General features: G+C 42.0%; 8 protein-coding genes. 6 read left to right on the top strand and 2 right to left on the bottom strand.

The window, feature by feature from the left end:
- Positions 1 to 174: 174 nt before the first annotated feature.
- Positions 175 to 6,063, top strand: a complete 5,889-nt coding sequence (locus B5X70_RS11695; protein WP_079558090.1) for an alpha-2-macroglobulin family protein — start codon at positions 175 to 177, stop codon at positions 6,061 to 6,063.
- A 141-nt stretch (positions 6,064 to 6,204) separates the two neighbouring features.
- Entirely contained in the window at positions 6,205 to 7,185 is a 981-nt protein-coding gene (locus tag B5X70_RS11690; RefSeq protein WP_143255073.1) for a tetratricopeptide repeat protein, read from the top strand.
- 420 nt (positions 7,186 to 7,605) lie between these two features.
- Here B5X70_RS11690 and B5X70_RS11685 read toward each other — a convergent pair whose 3' ends face one another.
- Positions 7,606 to 9,426: a glycoside hydrolase family 15 protein gene (locus tag B5X70_RS11685; RefSeq protein WP_079558088.1), complete on the bottom strand. Its 1,821-nt coding sequence runs from the start codon at positions 9,424 to 9,426 to the stop codon at positions 7,606 to 7,608.
- A 448-nt stretch (positions 9,427 to 9,874) separates the two neighbouring features.
- On the opposite strand from B5X70_RS11685, the gene B5X70_RS11680 reads away from it, so the two are divergent.
- The 4 genes from B5X70_RS11680 (at position 9,875) to galB (ending at position 17,020) form a co-directional block, all read left to right on the top strand.
- Positions 9,875 to 12,088, top strand: a complete 2,214-nt coding sequence (locus B5X70_RS11680) for a bifunctional alpha,alpha-trehalose-phosphate synthase (UDP-forming)/trehalose-phosphatase (protein WP_079558087.1) — start codon at positions 9,875 to 9,877, stop codon at positions 12,086 to 12,088.
- A gap of 25 nt (positions 12,089 to 12,113) precedes the next feature.
- Positions 12,114 to 13,100, top strand: a complete 987-nt coding sequence (gene hflK, locus B5X70_RS11675; protein WP_079558086.1) for an FtsH protease activity modulator HflK — start codon at positions 12,114 to 12,116, stop codon at positions 13,098 to 13,100.
- Positions 13,101 to 13,112: 12 nt separating this feature from the next.
- On the top strand, positions 13,113 to 14,054 hold the full coding sequence (gene hflC / locus B5X70_RS11670; protein ID WP_079558085.1) for a protease modulator HflC: 942 nt from the start codon (positions 13,113 to 13,115) through the stop codon (positions 14,052 to 14,054).
- Positions 14,055 to 14,281: 227 nt separating this feature from the next.
- Positions 14,282 to 17,020, top strand: coding sequence for a beta-galactosidase GalB (gene galB, locus B5X70_RS11665; RefSeq protein WP_079558084.1), 2,739 nt, complete (start codon positions 14,282 to 14,284; stop codon positions 17,018 to 17,020).
- A 78-nt stretch (positions 17,021 to 17,098) separates the two neighbouring features.
- Here galB and B5X70_RS11660 read toward each other — a convergent pair whose 3' ends face one another.
- Positions 17,099 to 18,391 (bottom strand): aminotransferase class I/II-fold pyridoxal phosphate-dependent enzyme, encoded by a 1,293-nt coding sequence (locus tag B5X70_RS11660; protein WP_079558083.1) that lies wholly within the window; start codon positions 18,389 to 18,391, stop codon positions 17,099 to 17,101.
- Between the last annotated feature and the right edge of the window lie 47 nt (positions 18,392 to 18,438).

Genomic DNA, 18,438 nt, shown 5'->3' with positions numbered 1-18,438 from the left:
TCTAAATCTTTGATAAAATGGTATTATACATTTGGATATTATGTGAGTGGGGTTTTGATCTATTCCATCTGGAATTATTATCTTGAATTTTGTAGAAATATCTCTTTTTATTTTATAATATTAAGTCATTAAAATTCATTACAATAGTGATCTTTTAGTAATTGTATTAATTCCATGCATAAAATTATATTTTTACTCTCTATTACAATCGGGATTTCAGTTGGTTGCAGAACTTCCGATACCATTTTTCATGCAGATTTTTCCGAACTATGGCATCATACTGATTCCCTTAAAAATTTAAACAGGCCACAATCCACCCTGGAGGTGGTGAATGAAATTGTAAAACAGAGTCATGAACAACGAAGCACAGAGGATTACATCAAGGCAATTGTTTTAAGATTTCAATTGAAGCAGCAGGTTTATGATAATGCGTTGGAAGAAACCATTGCAGAGCTTGAGTCGGATTTAGTCAATCTGTGGATGCCGGCCAAACAGATGGTGCACAGTATTCTTGGCGATTTGTATCACCAGTTTTATATGCAAAACAGGTGGAGGTTACTTCAGCAACCACTTGCTGAAACTTCTGCATCTCAATTGGTAGAGATGAGTGCCTCAGAAATTTCCCGTTTAGCCATACATCACTACTTGTCTTCAATGGAAAACCGTGAAGCTCTGGCTTCTGAGCCATCAATAAATTATGATGCTTTGTTGAAAGGTGATAAGGAGAAATTGCATTTGCGACCTACCGTGTACGATTTGCTGGCCAATAGATTAGTTGAACAACTCTTGAGTGATGCTTTGTTTGAGTTGCCCGGTTCCGGATTCTATTCTTTTTCGGATGACTTTTTGCTAAATCATCGGGAACAGTTTATTTGTGCTACAATAGATGAGAAGCATCATAGCGAAGCGGCTGTAATGGCGCTGCAAATTTTACAGGAATGGTTAAGGTTCAGGATGAATGCAGGTGATGCAGAGGCTTTGGCCGATGTGGATTTATTACGTTTGCGGCTGATGTATGATAAGTTTTCGGGTATTGATGGTTATCGAAAATATGAACAGGCTCTGAAACATCTTGCTTCTGAGTCGGTAGGTGCGGAAGTTTACTCTTCCGTTTTGTACCAACATGCCACCTTTTTGGCGACTCAGGCAAATATTAATGAATTTGAAGATGACGAAAGAAACTACTATGGTGAGGCACTGGAACTTATTCGGAGAGCCATTGCAGCCTGGCCTGAGAGCGAAGGTGCATTGCTGGCAGGCAATTTGGAAAAGGAAATTTTGAAGCCCTCGCTTCAGCTGTTGGTTGAGTCTGTTGTGATACCTCAAAAGCCCGTTTTATATGCCCTGCGATATAAGAACATCGATACCCTTTATACGGGATTGTTCCGTTTGGATATGCCGGATTTTGCTTCAGCGCGTTTTGATGATAGGCAGAATGTAATGAAACAGATTGGGGAGAAGAAGCCGTTGTATACTGGAAAAGTTGCTCTGCCCGATTTTGGTGATTTCAGGGAGCGTATCGCCGAGTTTAAGTTTTCGGAAGGAGAAGATGCAGGTTATTACTGTCTGGTTGTATCCAATGAACCAATCGACCATCAAAATCTGACAAAGAATGAGTTGTTTCATATTGCTCCATTTCTGGTGTCGAATCTTGCTTACAGTGAGCATGTTCGGGAAGAAGGCCTTTTGATTTCTGTGGTTGACCGCTCAAACGGTCAACCGGTTAAAAACGCCGGTGTCATGGTTTATCGGCATCGAACTTCAGGTCGAAACCAACAAAATAAGGAGGTCTTTTTTGCCAATGAAAAGGGGCGAGTAACACTTCATGAAGACGAATATGCAGATAATACAATAAGACTGGTTATTCAAAAGGATGATGATGTATTTTTCCTCAGAGACTCAAGATATTTCTCTTCTCAGTCGCAGCGTCGAATTTCTGCACGAACACAATTTTCGATTTTTACTGATCGCCAGATATATCGTCCGGGGCAGTTTGTCCATTTTAAAGGGGTAATGCTTGAAAACCGGGATGGCGTTGTCAATGCTGTTGCCAATGAGCGCGTACAGGTGTTTTTGCGCGATGTAAACGGACAGGAAGTGGCATCACAATATTTTGTAACCAATAATTATGGCTCGGTATCCGGCAAGTTTTTATTGCCAAGAGGCACACTAACAGGAAGTTTTAGTTTGGGGTCGGCCTATGGACACAAATCATTTAGCGTGGAGGAATATAAACGTCCCCGTTTTGAAGTGGTCGTTGAACCCCATGACGATATTGCGGTGATAGGCGACTCCATATCATTGGTCGCAAAGGCCAATACCCTCACCGGATTACCATTAAACGATGCTTTGGTTAACTGGACAGTGACCAGATACAGCTATTTTGTCTGGCGTTTCCCGAATGTTTATGAGACTCAAATTGCTGCCGGAACCGGAAAAACTGATGATAACGGAGTGGTATTGGTGAAATTCAATACGGACGGAGAAAAAAAAGATTTACACGGAGGTTGGTTTCGGTACCAGGTTGAAATAAGTGTAACGGATAGCAATGACGAAACCCAAACCGGCTCGCAATCTGTTCTTTTAGGTAAAAACGGTGTACGTGCTAATGTAACAACAAAGCCATGGTATTTGGCTGATGAACTCAAAGAGTTCAGGCCTCAGTTTGAGGTCAGGAATTACTCCGGAGAACAGGTGAAATCGGAGGTTCTGTATAAAATTGAGAAAATGATTGTGGATGAGTTTGTTCTTCCTGACAGGCTTTGGGGTGATCCCGATACGCTTATGTATTGTGATTCGCAGAAGTTTTTTTCTTTAGAAAAAAAAACAGAGCAGGCTGTTGATTATCTGGTGATAAATGGACGGACAGATGTTTTCGGATTACAGAATATTGCCATCAACTGGCCTCAAAAGCCTGAACCCGGACAGTACCGAATTTCCATGATGGTTCCGGATGTTTCAGGGGATACATTAACGGTTTCTTCCAGTTTTTTTGTGGTTAATCCCAATGAAAAACCTTACGATTTGGGAGAGGCTCTCACATTGGTAAATCTGAGCAACAGGGTTTTGAAACCCGGTGAAACGGCCTCTTTTTTAATTGGTACAGGTTTGGAATCTGCACGTGTAAAGTTGTTGGCAGCTACCGAGGCCGGGATTGTTATTGATGAGGAGTATCATTTAAACAAAGCATGGCAACAGGCTGCTTTTCGCGTCACTGAAGAGATGGCAGGACATGTTTTGATTCAGGCAGTTCTGTTTTATAATAACAGATCTTATTCCAAAGAGCTAAATCTGAATGTGCTGAAGCCCGAAGATCAGCTCAACCTTGAATTAAGTGAATTTAAGGAGGAACTGTCGCCCGGAGAAGATAATTCCTGGACTTTAAAGTTGACCGATGGAACCGGGCAACCTGTACAAACTGAATTGCTGGCTCTGATGTACGACGCCTCTTTGGACGCATATCAGCCCAATTCTCTAAATCTGAATGTTCCATCTTTCCATCGTCCTGTTAGTAAATGGCAATGGCAGAGCTCATCACTGTCGCGCATCGATGGACGAATGTACATCTGGCATCGTGGAATTACTCAGAAACCATACCCACGTTTCTTTTGGGAAGAGATTATTGGTTCGTCACACAATATACTTTTTATGCGTGCAGCTGGTTCAGATTCTCAACTGAAACAAGGAGCCGCTTTAAATATTGTAGATGATTCTGTAGAAGAAATCATCCCAATGACCAGACAAGAGGAGGTCACAGTTCCTCCTCCGCCTGCTCCTGCTGCGCCATCATTGCAGCTGCGCCGGGATCTAAAAGAGACCGCCTTTTTCCTTCCTCACCTAGAAACCAATAGTGAGGGTATTGCAAGGTTCGATTTTAAAATGCCTGAATCCCTCACCCGATGGAGGTTTATGGCATTGGCGCATCGGAAAGATGGAGTTTATGCCACCACCGAGGCGTTTGTCACCACGGTATTGGATTTGATGGTGGTTCCCAATTTGCCCCGCATAGTTACCGAAGGCGATGAATTGGTGTTTGCAGCCAATGTGCTGAACAACAGTTCGGAATGGATGGAGGGGATTGCCCGGTTGGAGATCAAGGATGCCATTTCTGGAGAAAAGATAGATTTAGTTGGAGAATCAGCAAGCAATTGGCAAGTCAATGCCACTCAATCAGTGCCGGTTAGTTGGCGGGTGAAAGTTCCCAAGCGCGTCAAAGCATTGGAAGTTTCTGTTTCTGTCGTTTCCGGTGAAGTTTCAGACGGCGAAAGGCACATCATTCCGGTGCGATTATCCCGTACGCTTGTGACCGAAACCAAACCGGTTATGCTCACCAATTCCGGTGTTCATACAATGGAAATGGCTGTAATTAATGATACTGAAAACAGAAACTTTGAGCGTTTTACATTTACCTACACCCAAAATGCTGCATGGGAGGTGCTGAGTGTGCTACCATGGTTGATGGAACGCCCTGTTGAGAGTGCCGATCAGGTTTTTAACCGACTTTTTGCAGCATCGGTGGCCAGAGAAGTCCTGAGACAACACCCACCCATTGAGCGGGTGATAAAAGCATGGGCTGCTGAATTGGAAGGTGATGAGGATGCTTTGCTTTCAGCCATGGAACGCAATCCGGAATTGAAATCGACCCTGCTAACCGCAACCCCCTGGTTAACACAAGCTCAAAATGAAACAGAGCGCCGCCGCTACTTTGCGGCGATGGTTAGGGACGGACATCTGGAGACTGAAATCAGTGAGGCTATTTTATTATTGAAAGAGCTACAACTTGACAATGGTGCCTGGCCGTGGTTCAGTGGCATGCGGCCGTCAGAGCAAACCACTGTTAATATTTTATCAGGATTGGGATATCTGCATAAGCAAAACATTGATGTGTCAGATGAGTTAGAAACGATGGTTAATAAAGCCAATCAATGGCTGATTGAGCATCTAAGGGAGATGAGGGAAAGGGGACATATCTCAGATATTTCTATTTCAGTTATAGGAAAGTTGTATGCGCTTAGTTTTACACCTGATGCTTTAAAGCATCAGGATGTTCAGTTCTGGATAGAAAAAATGCGGGAAGAACTTCCTCGCAATCCGGTTTCAAATCTGTCTTATGCGGCTGTTATATTGAATAGGTCAGGATTTGAAACTAAAGCTCAAAAGTTTCTGACATCTGTTCAAGAAAGAATGATAAAAGGAGAAAATCAAACCCTCCATTTCCGTTTGCCACATGGGCCATATTGGTATCAGGCACCTGTTGAAACGCACGTTGTAGCAATGGAAGCCATCCGGGAAATGGATCCCAAATCAGAAGCTTTACCGGGATTGGAAAATTGGCTGATTCAGCAAAAACGCACCCAATCGTGGCCAACGACCCGAGCCACGGTTTCAGCAGTTTATGCTTTGTCCGCTTCAGACCGGGATTTGTTTGCAATAACGCAGCCGGATAAGGTTTTGGTTGGGGGAGAGGAGCTGGTTCCACCAAAGGTGGAATCAGGTACGGGATATTTTAATTATCATTTACACGGCAAAAGTATAAATGCAAAATCCACAGCAATAGAAATCCATAAGCAGTCCGACAATCCATCTTTTGCATCCATGCATGTAAGTTATTTTGAGTCGATGGATAGGGTTGAAGCCGGCGGATTTTTGGATGTCAGGAGCTATGTTTACAAACGGTCTTTGGAAGATGGGCAGGAAGAGTGGCATACGGTGAATAATAACACCATTTTGCAACCGGGCGACCGATTGATGAATCGTTTGGTGGTTGAAACCCCCCAAGCATTGGATTTTGTGCACGTGGATGCACCACGTGCAGCCAATCTGGAGCCGGTGGATTTATTTTCGGGCTACCGCTATCAGTCGGGGTTAGGTTATTACATGTCGGTGACAGATGCAGGCTCATCATTATTTATCGATCATCTACCCAAAGGACGATACACCTTAACATGGGAAGTTACCGTGTCACACAGAGGAGAGGCCGTTCAGGGGCCAATTAGGGTTTCTTGTTATTATGCGCCTGAATTTGCAGGACACAGCAAAGGTGGCACGATTCGTGTACATTAGGATTGAAAATCAGGTTTATATTAAAACCGGGTTTCACTTCAATGGGAATAGTTTGTTTTGCATGTTTCCCCGGTTTCTCAAGGGGGAATCTATGTTTGACATTACAATTATGAAAAATTAATGATTATTACATCATCAAATATGAAGATTCTTATTTTAAGTTTTTTATTGTTGGGAGTGGTTTCACAACCCGGCATTAGTCAAGTGGGAGGATTTGAATACAAACTCCGCGGTTTGGATTTTTTACAGGCAGGCAAGGTTGATTCGGCAATGGTTTATTTAAATCAGGCCACCTTGCTTGGTTTGAATGATGGAGAGGTTCTTGGTGGGTTGGCTTTGGCCTATATTCTGCAGGGAGATGCTCAAAGAGCGCTGGAAAAAGCTGTTGATGCCCGAAGAGACCGAACCAACCCATCGCAGGATGCTTATCTGGCCGGATTTTTGGCTCATGAGCAATTGGGAAATGTGCGCCAGCGAAATCGTTGGATGGAGCAGGGGTTAGACCTTTTTCCTGGAGATTATCTGTTACTGTTTCATGCCGGACGAGTGCTTATCCCATTTGACAAAGAAGAAGGAGAACGCCTTTTGTTGAAATCCATTCACGCAGAGCCTGGATTTGCTCCGGCGCATCTTTTGCTTGGGGAACAGATGCACCGAAGAGGTGAAAATTTAAAAGCAGCATTGCCATTGTTATACTACCTCATGTTGCATCATGACACTCCTGAAAGTGCTGAGCTGGTTCGTGTTCTTGAAAGGTTATATGACTCCTGGGCTGCATCATCGGCAAGTATTTCGCGGCACAGCAATGTGAGCCGCGGCTTTTCAGTCCCTTTTGTGCCGGAATTGCCCGACAAGAGGTTGGTTGATGATGAGTCCCGTGCCAATTGGTATGTAAATCAGACCAATGCATTACTTCAAAGTTTGCAGCTTGCAGATGTAACCTCCGAAGATGCTCTGTGGGTTTTTTATTCTGACTTTTTTGCGCAAGTAGCACGGCTCAACTTTTCTATGCCACTGGCCATGCATACTGCCTATAGTCGATATCCCTCAGAAGTTATGGTTTGGATGTCGGAAAATGCACGACAGTATGATATGTTAGCCAATTGGTTGCTGATTCAGTGATTAGTTATCAGAACTTCAAACCGCAAACCTAACCACCATGGACACTAAGAATGCACAAAGCACACAAAGAAAACATTGTGTAAACCTTTTTGAACGTTGTGGTTGATTTTTAATGCACATAAGACATTTAACGGAAATCGGAAGGGTAACAAGGTGACAGGGTGGGAAAGGAGAATCGGAGACAGGAAGTTTTAGGTTTAAAGTTTCAGGTTCAATGTTTAACATAAACCCTCAACTTTAAACTTATAACCTTAAACCTCCAACCTTAAACTTTACCGCCCTAAAAGCGGAACTCCAACCGCACAACTCATTTTCACCAGAACCACAAACCATCAACATTAAACTCCCCAACCTAAAACATTAAACTTATAACATTGAACTTCAAACCTCAAACTTTGAACTTTTTAACCTGTTAAAGATTTAATGCAACATTTGCAATAAAATCTCCTCTCTGCTCAATTGGCCTCCACCAAGGATCATGGCTGTTTCAATTAATGCCAGATGAGAGTATGCCTGGGGAAAATTTCCGAGCAGTCGTTTGGTTTCAAAATCCAGATCTTCACTAAAAAGCCCCAGGTGATTAGAGTAGGAGAGAAGCTTCTCAAACTTCTCAATGGCTTCCTCTTTTCTTCCAATCATATACAAACTTTTTATCAGCCAAAAAGAGCAAATGGTGAAAGCCGAAGATGGTTCACCAAAATCATCTTTGTTTTTGTATCTGTACATCAAGTCTTTGTGCTCAAGTTCTTTTTGAATAGCCAGGACTGTACTTACATATTTTGGATCCTGAGGTGACATAAACCCATAGGTTTCCATCAACAGAACCGATGCATCCAAATCTTCATGCCCATAAGCCTGTGTAAATGATTGTTTCTCTTCCGACCAGGCATTTTCCATGATGTCGGCTTTTATTTTATCTCGCAGAGGAAGCCATTCATCAACTTGTTTGTTTTGTTGAAGTAGCGAGGCAATTTTTACTGCCCTGTCAATGGCCACCCAGCACAGCACTTTACTAAAGGTAAAGTGCTTGTTGTTTTGCCGCATTTCCCAAATCCCTTTGTCAGGTTTGTGCCAGTTCCTTTGCACGGATCGCACCATATTTCTGGTGATGGTCCAGAGCTCTTCGCTATGTTCCAACGTTACCGAAAAAAGGTGGAAATGCTGGTAAATCACATCCATCAGGATGCCGTAGATATCGTTTTGCTTTTGTTTGTATGCTGCGTTTCCAATTCTTACCGGTTTGCTGCCACAATAACCTTCGAGATGATCCAGTTCAAATTCCGTCAGCTTTTTCTCCCCATTAATGCCATACATTATCTGTATTTTTTCATCTTTCTCAGGCAATAAATGGGTTATGAAATTCAGGTATCGGTTGGCAAGTTTGTGGTGATCCAGGTCAGACATGATTTTTATGACCATGGAAGCATCCCTGATCCAGCAAAAGCGGTAATCCCAGTTGCGGACTTCGCCAATGGTTTCAGGAAGGGAGGTGGTAAGAGCGGCCAACACTGCGCCGGTTTTCTGGTAGCTTAGAAGTTTTAAAACCAATGCGCTGCGATCAATGATGTCATTGTATTTTCCGTAATGCGTTGTTCGGTTGGACCATGTAAGCCAGTAGGCTTTTGTTCTCATCAATTTCATATAGGAACGTTCCATGGTTTGTTTCAGCAGTTTCTGGTTGTAACTCACCAGGATAAACTCATCACGATAAAGCGTAATGAGTTGCTGACAAGCCACATCCGAATTGTTCATGCTGGTGTAAAGGTACATCGAATCGTAATTACCCTTGGTGGTTTGCGCCTTTACATATTTGTCATAAATCTGAATTTTCGTATCAAACCTGCCATACTCGAGTCTTGGATTAAACTTTATCCGGAACTTGGGTGCTCCCTCAACGTGTTTAAAAAATCGAATTAAATCGGGTGGTGTGTAGTATTGTCCATTATCCAGTTTATATCGTGGCATGAAGTCGTGTACCTCAAAAACTCCATCTTCACAATGAAACCTGGTAATTAAAATGTTCGTGTTCCCATCGTAAGTTTGAATGATGCGGGATTCCGTTTCAGTGATTATTTCAAAACTTCCACCATTTTTATCATCAAGAATTTTTCCAAAAACTGAGGCAGAATCAAACTTTGGCAAACATAACCAATCGATACTTCCTTTGTCGGAAACCAAAGCACCACTTCTGCAGTTACCAATAATTCCATAGTTCAGATCCTTTTCACACAATTGCTTCATACGCGCTGTCAAAATTTCAGTATTCAATTAAATAACTATTTACTTTTGCATCATCAAAAATCAGGAATTTATCTCTGTTTTGAGCAAAAAAGTCCTACTTTTTTTTATCTTTGTTAGAAACCGGATTAATCTTTCTATAAACTAAACCGGATTAGCGGTTGATTTGTTAAAAGTAAGACCACTCAAAAATTTTTTAGAAAATTTTTGACTTCAGTTATACTCAATGGTTTTTCCAGCTGTAATGGCGTTTTACCAGAAGTAAATCCATTTCTCTTTAAACGAATGAGAACGACGTTTGGGTTTATTAAGAGATTATAAATGATTTAAATCAAACATAAATTGATGTTTTAACTTGTTTATAATTAGTCAATACCTGAAGGTTGCAGAGTTCAGTTTGCGCATGCAATAAAGGTGGAATTTAGAATAATCCTCAAAATTTTTATTTATTATGAAGAAACTCCATATTGTTTCAAACCGATTACCTTATAGTGTTGATTTTGTTGATGGTAGCCCTTTGTTAACTCCCAGTGTAGGAGGTCTTGCTACCGGGATGAATTCCGTTTATAAAGAATATAACGGAAATTGGATAGGATGGCCCGGTGTTGCTTCTGATAGCCAATCGCCCGCAGATTTAGCCCGAATTGATGCTTTGCTGGAAAAAGAAGGGTGTGTTTCGGTGCATTTGAGCAATCATGAGGTCGAGGAGTTTTATGAAGGGTTTTGTAATAATACCATCTGGCCTTTGTTTCATTATTTTGCTCAATATGTGGACTTTCATGCGGAGTTCTGGGATGCATATGTGAAAGTAAATCAAATATTTGCCCACAAAACTCTTGAAGTGATTGATGATGGTGATTATGTTTGGGTACATGATTACCAATTGATGTTGGTTCCGGAAATGATTAAAAGCAAGAAGCCGAACATCACCATCGGTTATTTTTTGCATATTCCATTTCCATCCTATGAAGTATTCAGAATTCTCCCCTGGCGGGATGAATTGCTCAAAGGGTTGTTAGGAGCCGATCTGATCGGATTTCATACCTATGATTATGAGCGACATTTTCTCAGCAGCGTTCGTCGTTTATTCGGATATGAGATTACGTTTAACGAAATTCACATTGATGATCGCATTATTCTTGCCGATGCATTCCCTATGGGAATTGATTATAAGAAATTTGAAGATGCTGCTATAAAAATCAACCAAACCCCGCTTAAGGAACGTTCCGAAGTGCATCGGGAACTGGAAAAATATTTCCTGATGGATCCTGACCGGAAGCTGGTGTTGTCTATCGACAGGCTCGATTATTCCAAAGGGATTCCGAACAGGCTGCGTGCTTTTGGACGTTTTCTGGAGAATCATCCCGAATACCGTGGAAAGGTTACCCTGATTTTGCTTTCAGTACCTTCACGAAACAATGTAATACACTATCAACGTTTGCGCAGTGAAGTAGAAGAACTTGTGGGAAGCATAAATGGACTTTATGGTAATATAAACTACACCCCGGTTTGGTATTTTTATCGCACCATGCCTTTTCAGAATTTAGTAGAACTATACAGCATGTGTGATGTGGCTCTGATTACGCCGGTTCGAGATGGTATGAATCTGGTGGCCAAGGAGTATGTGGCATCAAGAATTAACAAAACCGGGGTCATGGTGCTGAGCGAAATGGCCGGTGTGGTGAAAGAGATGGGAGAGGCAATAATTATTAATCCCAACGATGAGAATCAGACAGAAAAGGCAATTCTTCAAGCATTGGAAATGCCGGTGGATGAACAAAGAAAACGACTCGCTACCATGCAGGAGCGATTAAAGCGATATGATGTTTTTAAATGGGCAAAGGAGTTTGTTGGGTCTCTACAACGGGTAAATAAAATTCAAAAGGATTTTCTTGCCAAGAAAATTACTCCGGAAGTTGGAAAATCCATCATCGATAAATTTGAAAACGCAGGAAAACGCGCCATCTTTTTGGATTACGATGGGACTCTTACCGGTTTTAAAGCCGATCCGCAAGAGGTTCAACCCGATGCTGAACTGAAAAAGCTTATTGATGAACTAACCGAATCGGAAAAGAATATTGTCACTATTATTAGTGGACGTGATAAAGAGACGCTTTCAAAATGGTTTGAAGGACATCAAGTTAATCTGATTTGCGAACATGGAGTATGGCTGCGTAGAATAGGTGAAGACTGGAATATGCTCACCAACGCATCCAATTCGTGGATGCCTACCATACGTCCTGTATTGGAGAGTTATGTTGATCGTACGCCCGGATCGTTTTTAGAGGAGAAAAACTACTCACTGGTATGGCATTTCCGTCGAGCGGAAGCTGAGCTGGGTGAACTTCGTGCAAAAGAGCTAAGGGACGAACTTACTGAGTTGGTGGCCAATCACAATCTCGAAATTATGGAAGGAAACAAAGTGGTTGAGGTGAAAACCGGTGGCATCAATAAAGGTGCAGCAGCCAATAGTTTTCTGCTTAATATGAATGCCGATTTTATTATGGGAATTGGAGATGACTGGACCGATGAGTTCCTGTTCAAAGAGTTACCCGAGACGGCTATTACCGTAAAAGTTGGTATTAAACATACCAACGCTGCCTATAAACTCGAAACGGTGGAGGCTGTAAGAGCGTTTCTCAAAAAGCTTTCAAAGAAAAAGTAATTTAAATTTTATACTAATATAATTTATGAATCAACACAGTGAGTTTGATGTTCCTCCCTTTGTGAAGGACATTTTTGGCAACATTCCCCGTTTGGCGGGGATTGTTTTGTTGGCCGTACTGGCCTGGAATATGATATTTCAGATAGCTTCGGAAGAGGTTGGAGTCATCACCCGGTTTGGGAAATTTGAACGTCTTGTAAGCCCCGGCCTTAACTTTAAAATGCCGTTTGTGGAGAAGTTGGTAAAAGTTCCGGTTGAACGTCAACAGAAACAGGAATTTGGGTTTCGGACAGTATCCTCAGATGTGCGCTCGGAGTACACTAAAAGGGGAACATCCGATGAATCTTTAATGCTTACCGGTGACCTTAACCTCGCCGACGTGGAGTGGGTAGTGCAATATCGAATTCAGGATCCTTTCAATTATCTATTTATGGTGCGAAATCCTGAAAGTACTTTGAGAGATATTTCAGAATCTTCCATGCGCCAGATTGTTGGCGATAGAACTGTAAACGAAGTTCTTACCGTCGGACGAACAGAAGTTGCACATACTGTTCGAGATTTGATTCAAGGTCTGGTGGACGAGTATTCATTGGGTCTTCGCATTGAACAAGTGGTTTTACAGGATGTAAATCCACCCGATCCGGTTAAACCCGCATTTAATGCCGTAAATCAGGCTCAGCAGGAGAGGGAGACTTTAATCAATCAGGCCAAAGCTGAATACAACCGGGTTATTCCAAGAGCGCGCGGACAGGCGCAGGAGACCATTCAAAGAGCAGAAGGTTATGCAACGGCCCGTGTGAACAATGCTCAGGGTGAGTCTGCCCGTTTTAATCTGTTGTTTGATGAATACATGCGTGCCCCGGAGATTACCAAGCGGCGTATTTATCTTGAAACCATGCAAAGAGTGATTCCTCAAATGGGGAACAAAATCATCACCGATCAGGATGGCAACAATGTCATTCCATTGTTGCAGATGCAATTAAGTCAAGGTCAGAAAAAAGAATCTAATTAAACTGAGTGAATCATGCAAAAGAATTTAATATACTTAATAGTAGCAGCTGTTATCCTGGTGGTGGTTGTATCGCAAAGTGCTTATGTGGTAAATGAAACCCAACAGGTGGTTGTTACCCAATTTGGCCGGCCGGTAGGCGAGGCCATTACTACGCCCGGATTAAAATTTAAAGTCCCGTTTATTCAAAAAACAAATTTTATTGAAAAACGGTTTTTGGAATGGGACGGTGATCCAAACCAAATTCCTACTAAGGACAAAAAATTTATTTTCGTTGATACTTACGCAAGATGGCAAATTGTTGATCCACTGAGATACTTCATTCGTTTTACAAACGAACGAAGCGCGATGTCCCGATTAGCCGATATTTTGGATGGTGAAACGAGGGACTTTATTGCCAGTCATAATCTCGAAGAGGCAGTAAGAACCAGTAATCGGGAGCCTGTTTCGTCAGGAATTATTGGTGATATGATCGGTGACTCTTTGATGCATATTGAAGTAGGTCGGGATCGCATTCAACGAATGATTCGTGAATCGGCCAATGAGCAGGCACGCGAGTTGGGTCTTGAAATCCTCGATTTCAAGATCAAGCGGATCAATTATGTTCCTGAAGTACGAGAGCAGGTCTATAATCGGATGATCAGTGAGCGGATGCGTATTGCCGATGAATTTCGTTCTGAAGGACAGGGAGAGGCATCGGTCATCAATGGCGAGAAAGAGCGGGAGTTGCAAACCATTCAGTCGGTAGCATTTCGTCAGGCCGAAGAGATCATGGGAAGAGCCGATGCTGAGGCTGCAGCCATATATACCGCAGCCTACAATCGAAGTAATGCTGCACGTGAACTCTACGCTTTCCTTAAATCGTTGGAAACTTTTGAAAAAACTTTGGATAAAGAAACTCAGGTTATTCTATCCACAAACAGTGATTTGTATAAGTATCTGAAGAGGATGCATTGATTTTTATCAGAAGATTTTGATAAGCCAACGCCTGATGTGAAAACATCAGGCGTTTTTTATGCCTTAAAGTGTAAAAATCTGTTAGATTAGATGTGATTTTTTATTTTTAATGGAAATCAGCTAGTAAATAACTAATTTGTAATTAGAAAATCATGCATAATTTTATGCATCATGCACCCCCGTTACCACGAAACAAAATAAAGTGCAATTTAACAAAATTCAATTCTATGTATTCTATTACCAGTTTCAGGAGACAAAGGCAGTTATCTGTTTTTGGTTTCTTTTTTGCTATTCTTTTTTTCTATTCATGCACTGAAAGGCCTGATCATCAGGTCAGAGAGCGTCTTTCCATCAATGACGGATGGAGATTTTTTAAATACGATGATGCAAAAAATGCTGATGGCTTGATTTATGATGTTCGGTCTGATATTGATGAAGATATTGACCAACGAGAGGCAGATGATCAGCCTGTTGAGGGAGAGTGGGTTGAAGGAGAGGAATCTGTCCTAAAAGCGTGGATCCTTCCTTCCGGGAATGATTTTATTAAAGACTCTGCCAAGCGCCATGTCAGACCTGAAGGATATCCCGGATTTGATTTTCCCTTTGTTCAGGCTAGTTTTGATGATGGTAATTGGGAGAAAGTAAATCTTCCTCACGATTGGGGTGCCCGGGAGCCTTTCACATATGAAGTGAGCGGAAGCATGGGGCGATTGCCGAGCCATGGAGTGGCCTGGTACAGGCGTTCCTTGGATGTTCCTTCTTCGGATGCAGGTAGACAAATTTATCTTGAAGTAGAAGGAGCCATGTCTTATGCCATGGTTTGGTTAAACGGACATTTGGTGGGAGGCTGGCCTTATGGGTATAACTCATGGCAACTGGATTTAACACCTTACATCATACCGGGAGGGAAGAATCAGCTGGCCATACGTTTGGATAATCCTCCCATATCATCACGATGGTATCCGGGTGGTGGAATTTATAGAAATATGTGGCTCATTAAGACCGAGCCTGTACATGTTGGCCAATGGGGCACTTTTATAACAACAAGAGATGTTTCAGAAGAGTCAGCAGTGGTTGATCTGGAAGTTACTATTGATAACAAATCAAATGAGAATGCTGATGTTGAAATTGTAACCTTTATATATGAATTAGACTTAAACGGAAATAGAACTGGTAAAAGAGTCATTGAATTTGCACCTCAAAGTGCAAATGTTGCAGCTGGAACAAAGACAGCTGTAAACAGCAGCGTTACCATTGCTAATCCACGGTTATGGGGATCACTTCCTACCCAAATACCTAACAGGTATCTTGCCGTTACTGAAGTTCAGAAAGACGGAAAAGTAGTTGATGTTTTTGAGACTCCATTTGGAATAAGATCTTTGGAGTTTGATGCGGTTAACGGTTTATTTTTAAATGGTGAGCATATTTATATAAAAGGCGTTAACCAACATCATGATCTTGGTCCATTGGGAGCAGCGTTTAACAAAAGAGCGGCAGAGCGTCAGCTTGAAATTCTGCGTGAAGCAGGAGTAAACTCCATACGCATGGCTCACAATCCTCCCGCACCAGAATTGTTGGAGTTGACCGACAAAATGGGTTTTTTGGTGGTGAATGAAGTGTTTGATGTTTGGGAAAGAAGAAAAGTGCCTTTCGATTTCCATTTGATTTTTCCTGATTGGTATGAGCAGGATTTGCGATCAATGGTACGAAGGGATCGCAATCACCCATCTGTAATTATGTGGAGCTATGGAAACGAAGTAGGAGAACAATATACAGGCGTTGATGGTGCTGCATTGTCTCAGAAACTCAATGATATCCTAAAAGATGAAGATCCAACCCGGCCAACAACTGCTTCCATGAATTTTGCCAAGCCTGATATGCCAATGCCTGCAACCATGGATATCATCAGCTTAAATTACCAGGGAGAGGGCATTCGCATTCATCCGGGATATGAACATTTGCAAGGCATTCGTACACACCCTTTATACTCGGAGTTTCACGAAACATTTCCCAACAAAATGATCATTAGCAGTGAGAATGCTGCAGCATTAAGCATAAGAGGAGAGTACCTGTTTCCCGTTACCCCGAATTCGAGCGCTCCGGTGAGTGATGGAATTGGAGGTGATTCTGAAAGCCTAATTGTTTGTGCTTATGAATTATACACTGCAAATTTTGGATCTTCTGTTGACCGGGTATTTGCAGCCAAGGCTCAACACCCCTTTGTGGCAGGAGGTTTCGTATGGAGTGGATGGGATTATTTAGGTGAACCAACGCCATATTATGATGCAAGGAGCACCTATTTTGGAATTGTAGATTTGGCCGGATTTAAAAAGAACCGTTTTTATCTTTATCAGTCACATTGGCGTCCTGAATTGCCAATGGCTCACATTCTTCCTCACTGGAATTGGCCGGACAGGGTTGGGAAAGTTACCCCAGTGCATGTGTTTACATCGGGTGATGAGGCTGAATTGTTCTTAAACGGAGTCTCTTTGGGAAGAAAAAAGAAGGGAGAGTATGAGTATCGTCTACGTTGGGATGATGTTGTTTACGAACCTGGAGAATTGAAGGTTGTAGCATATAAAAATGGTGAAGAGTGGGCACAAAGTTTTGTTAAGACAACTGGGGCTGCCGAATCTCTGAACGCTGAAGCTGATCGTGACAGAATTAAAGCTGATGGAAAAGATCTTTCATTTGTGACTATTTCAGTAACTGATGAGGATGGATTTGTCATACCGGATGCTAAGCACCCGCTCCGGTTTAGCATTGAAGGGCCGGGTGAAATTGTCGCTACCGATAGTGGAGATCCCCGGGATTTCGAGGCTTTCCCGTCAAATGAACGAAATGCTTTTAATGGATTGAGTCTGGTTATTGTCAGGGGGATTTCTGGTAAACCGGGAATCATTAGGGTTATGGCTGAATCTGATGGATTAAAAAATGCTGTGGCTGAAATACAAACTGTACGTTAAAATAAGATTATTGAGAAATAAAAAACCACGAAAATAGTTTCGTGGTTTTTTTGTTACATTTAGTATGGCTGACTTTTCCTATCTGTTTGCTAGCTCTTTACAAGCAGAATGTATTCCTTCAAAAAGCGTTGGAACATCTTTGGCTGCAACAGCAGAAAATGCCAGTCGTAGCAAGTTGTTGAGGCTTATAACGCCAATGCTGTATTTTTCAATCAACAGTTGACGGACATTGTTGGCATCAATGCCTTCTTTAAGTTCAACGCACATGAAATAACCGGAATTATATGGCAGTGGTTTGAAAAACTCAGCATACTTCGGGTCTTTGAGCACTTCTTTTACTGCTTTATAACGGCTGTTCAGTATATCAAACTTCTCTTTTTTCTCTTCTTTGTAGGTAGGTGAGTCGAAGGCTTCAAGCAGTAATGATTGCGAAAGATTTGATGCATTGGAAATGTTTCCGCGAACAGCACCAGCCGTTTTATTTTCCAAAGCACTATAAAGCTCTTCTGTACCTCCTTTAATTCCGTAGGTGATAAAACCTACTCTGAATCCCCAAACATAATCCTCTTTGGTTGGACCGTCCACTTTCACGGCCAATACATTTTCATGAAGATTGGCCAGCCAGGCAAAAGGTGATTGGGTTTCAATACCTTCTTCAAACACAAGTCCAAAATAGGCATCGTCACAAATCACCACCACTTTTTTACCAGCATTGGCAGCTTTTTCCACTGATGCAACGATCTCCTTCATTTCATTAACAGTGGGAGAGTATCCTGTGGGGTTGTTTGGGAAATTTAACAGCAATATTTTTTTGTCGCCTTCACTCATCAGTTCAGCGCTCATGGCTTCTATGTCCAGACCGTTGTCTTTGAACAGGTTGTATGGCTCTATTTTGGCATTGTAAGCATTGATGAAGGTTAAATTGTAATTGCCCCAGAAAAGACTTGGAACAAGAACTTCATCTCCCGGATTTGCAAACATGTAACCGGCCATACTTATTCCGTGGGTTAATGCATTGGTCACAATCGGAAGACTAATGGGAGCTGTCCCCAAAGCCGGATTTTTCTGATAAATCATTTCCTTCCAGCGGGCACGGATATCCGGTCTTCCAAAACTTGGAGCATAAGGAAATGCTTTAGATGCATCAATATTCAGGTTTTTACTGATGGATTTCAGGCGCATGGGGGAGTTGTCGTCTTCAATGGCTGCCCCGATGGTTGCATTAATGGTTGTCCCTTTTGCTTCAGCACTTTGACCAAGAATTCCTTTTTTTGGAAAAAAGATGGCTTTTCCCCGTTCCGACAGCATGTCGAATAGAGCCGGATTCACCTCTTGAAGTGTTTTGTTGAGTTCCTCTGCCTGAATGTTCATACTAAATTTCTTTTTTATAAGTTAAGTGGTTGTGATATTGGTATTTG

The sequence above is a fragment of the Alkalitalea saponilacus genome (genome assembly GCF_900168165.1).
In the GTDB taxonomy this organism is placed as follows: Bacteria; Bacteroidota; Bacteroidia; order Bacteroidales; family Marinilabiliaceae; genus Natronoflexus; species Natronoflexus saponilacus.
Note: the sequence above shows the minus strand (reverse complement) of the source record. Positions and strands in the feature narration are given on the sequence as shown.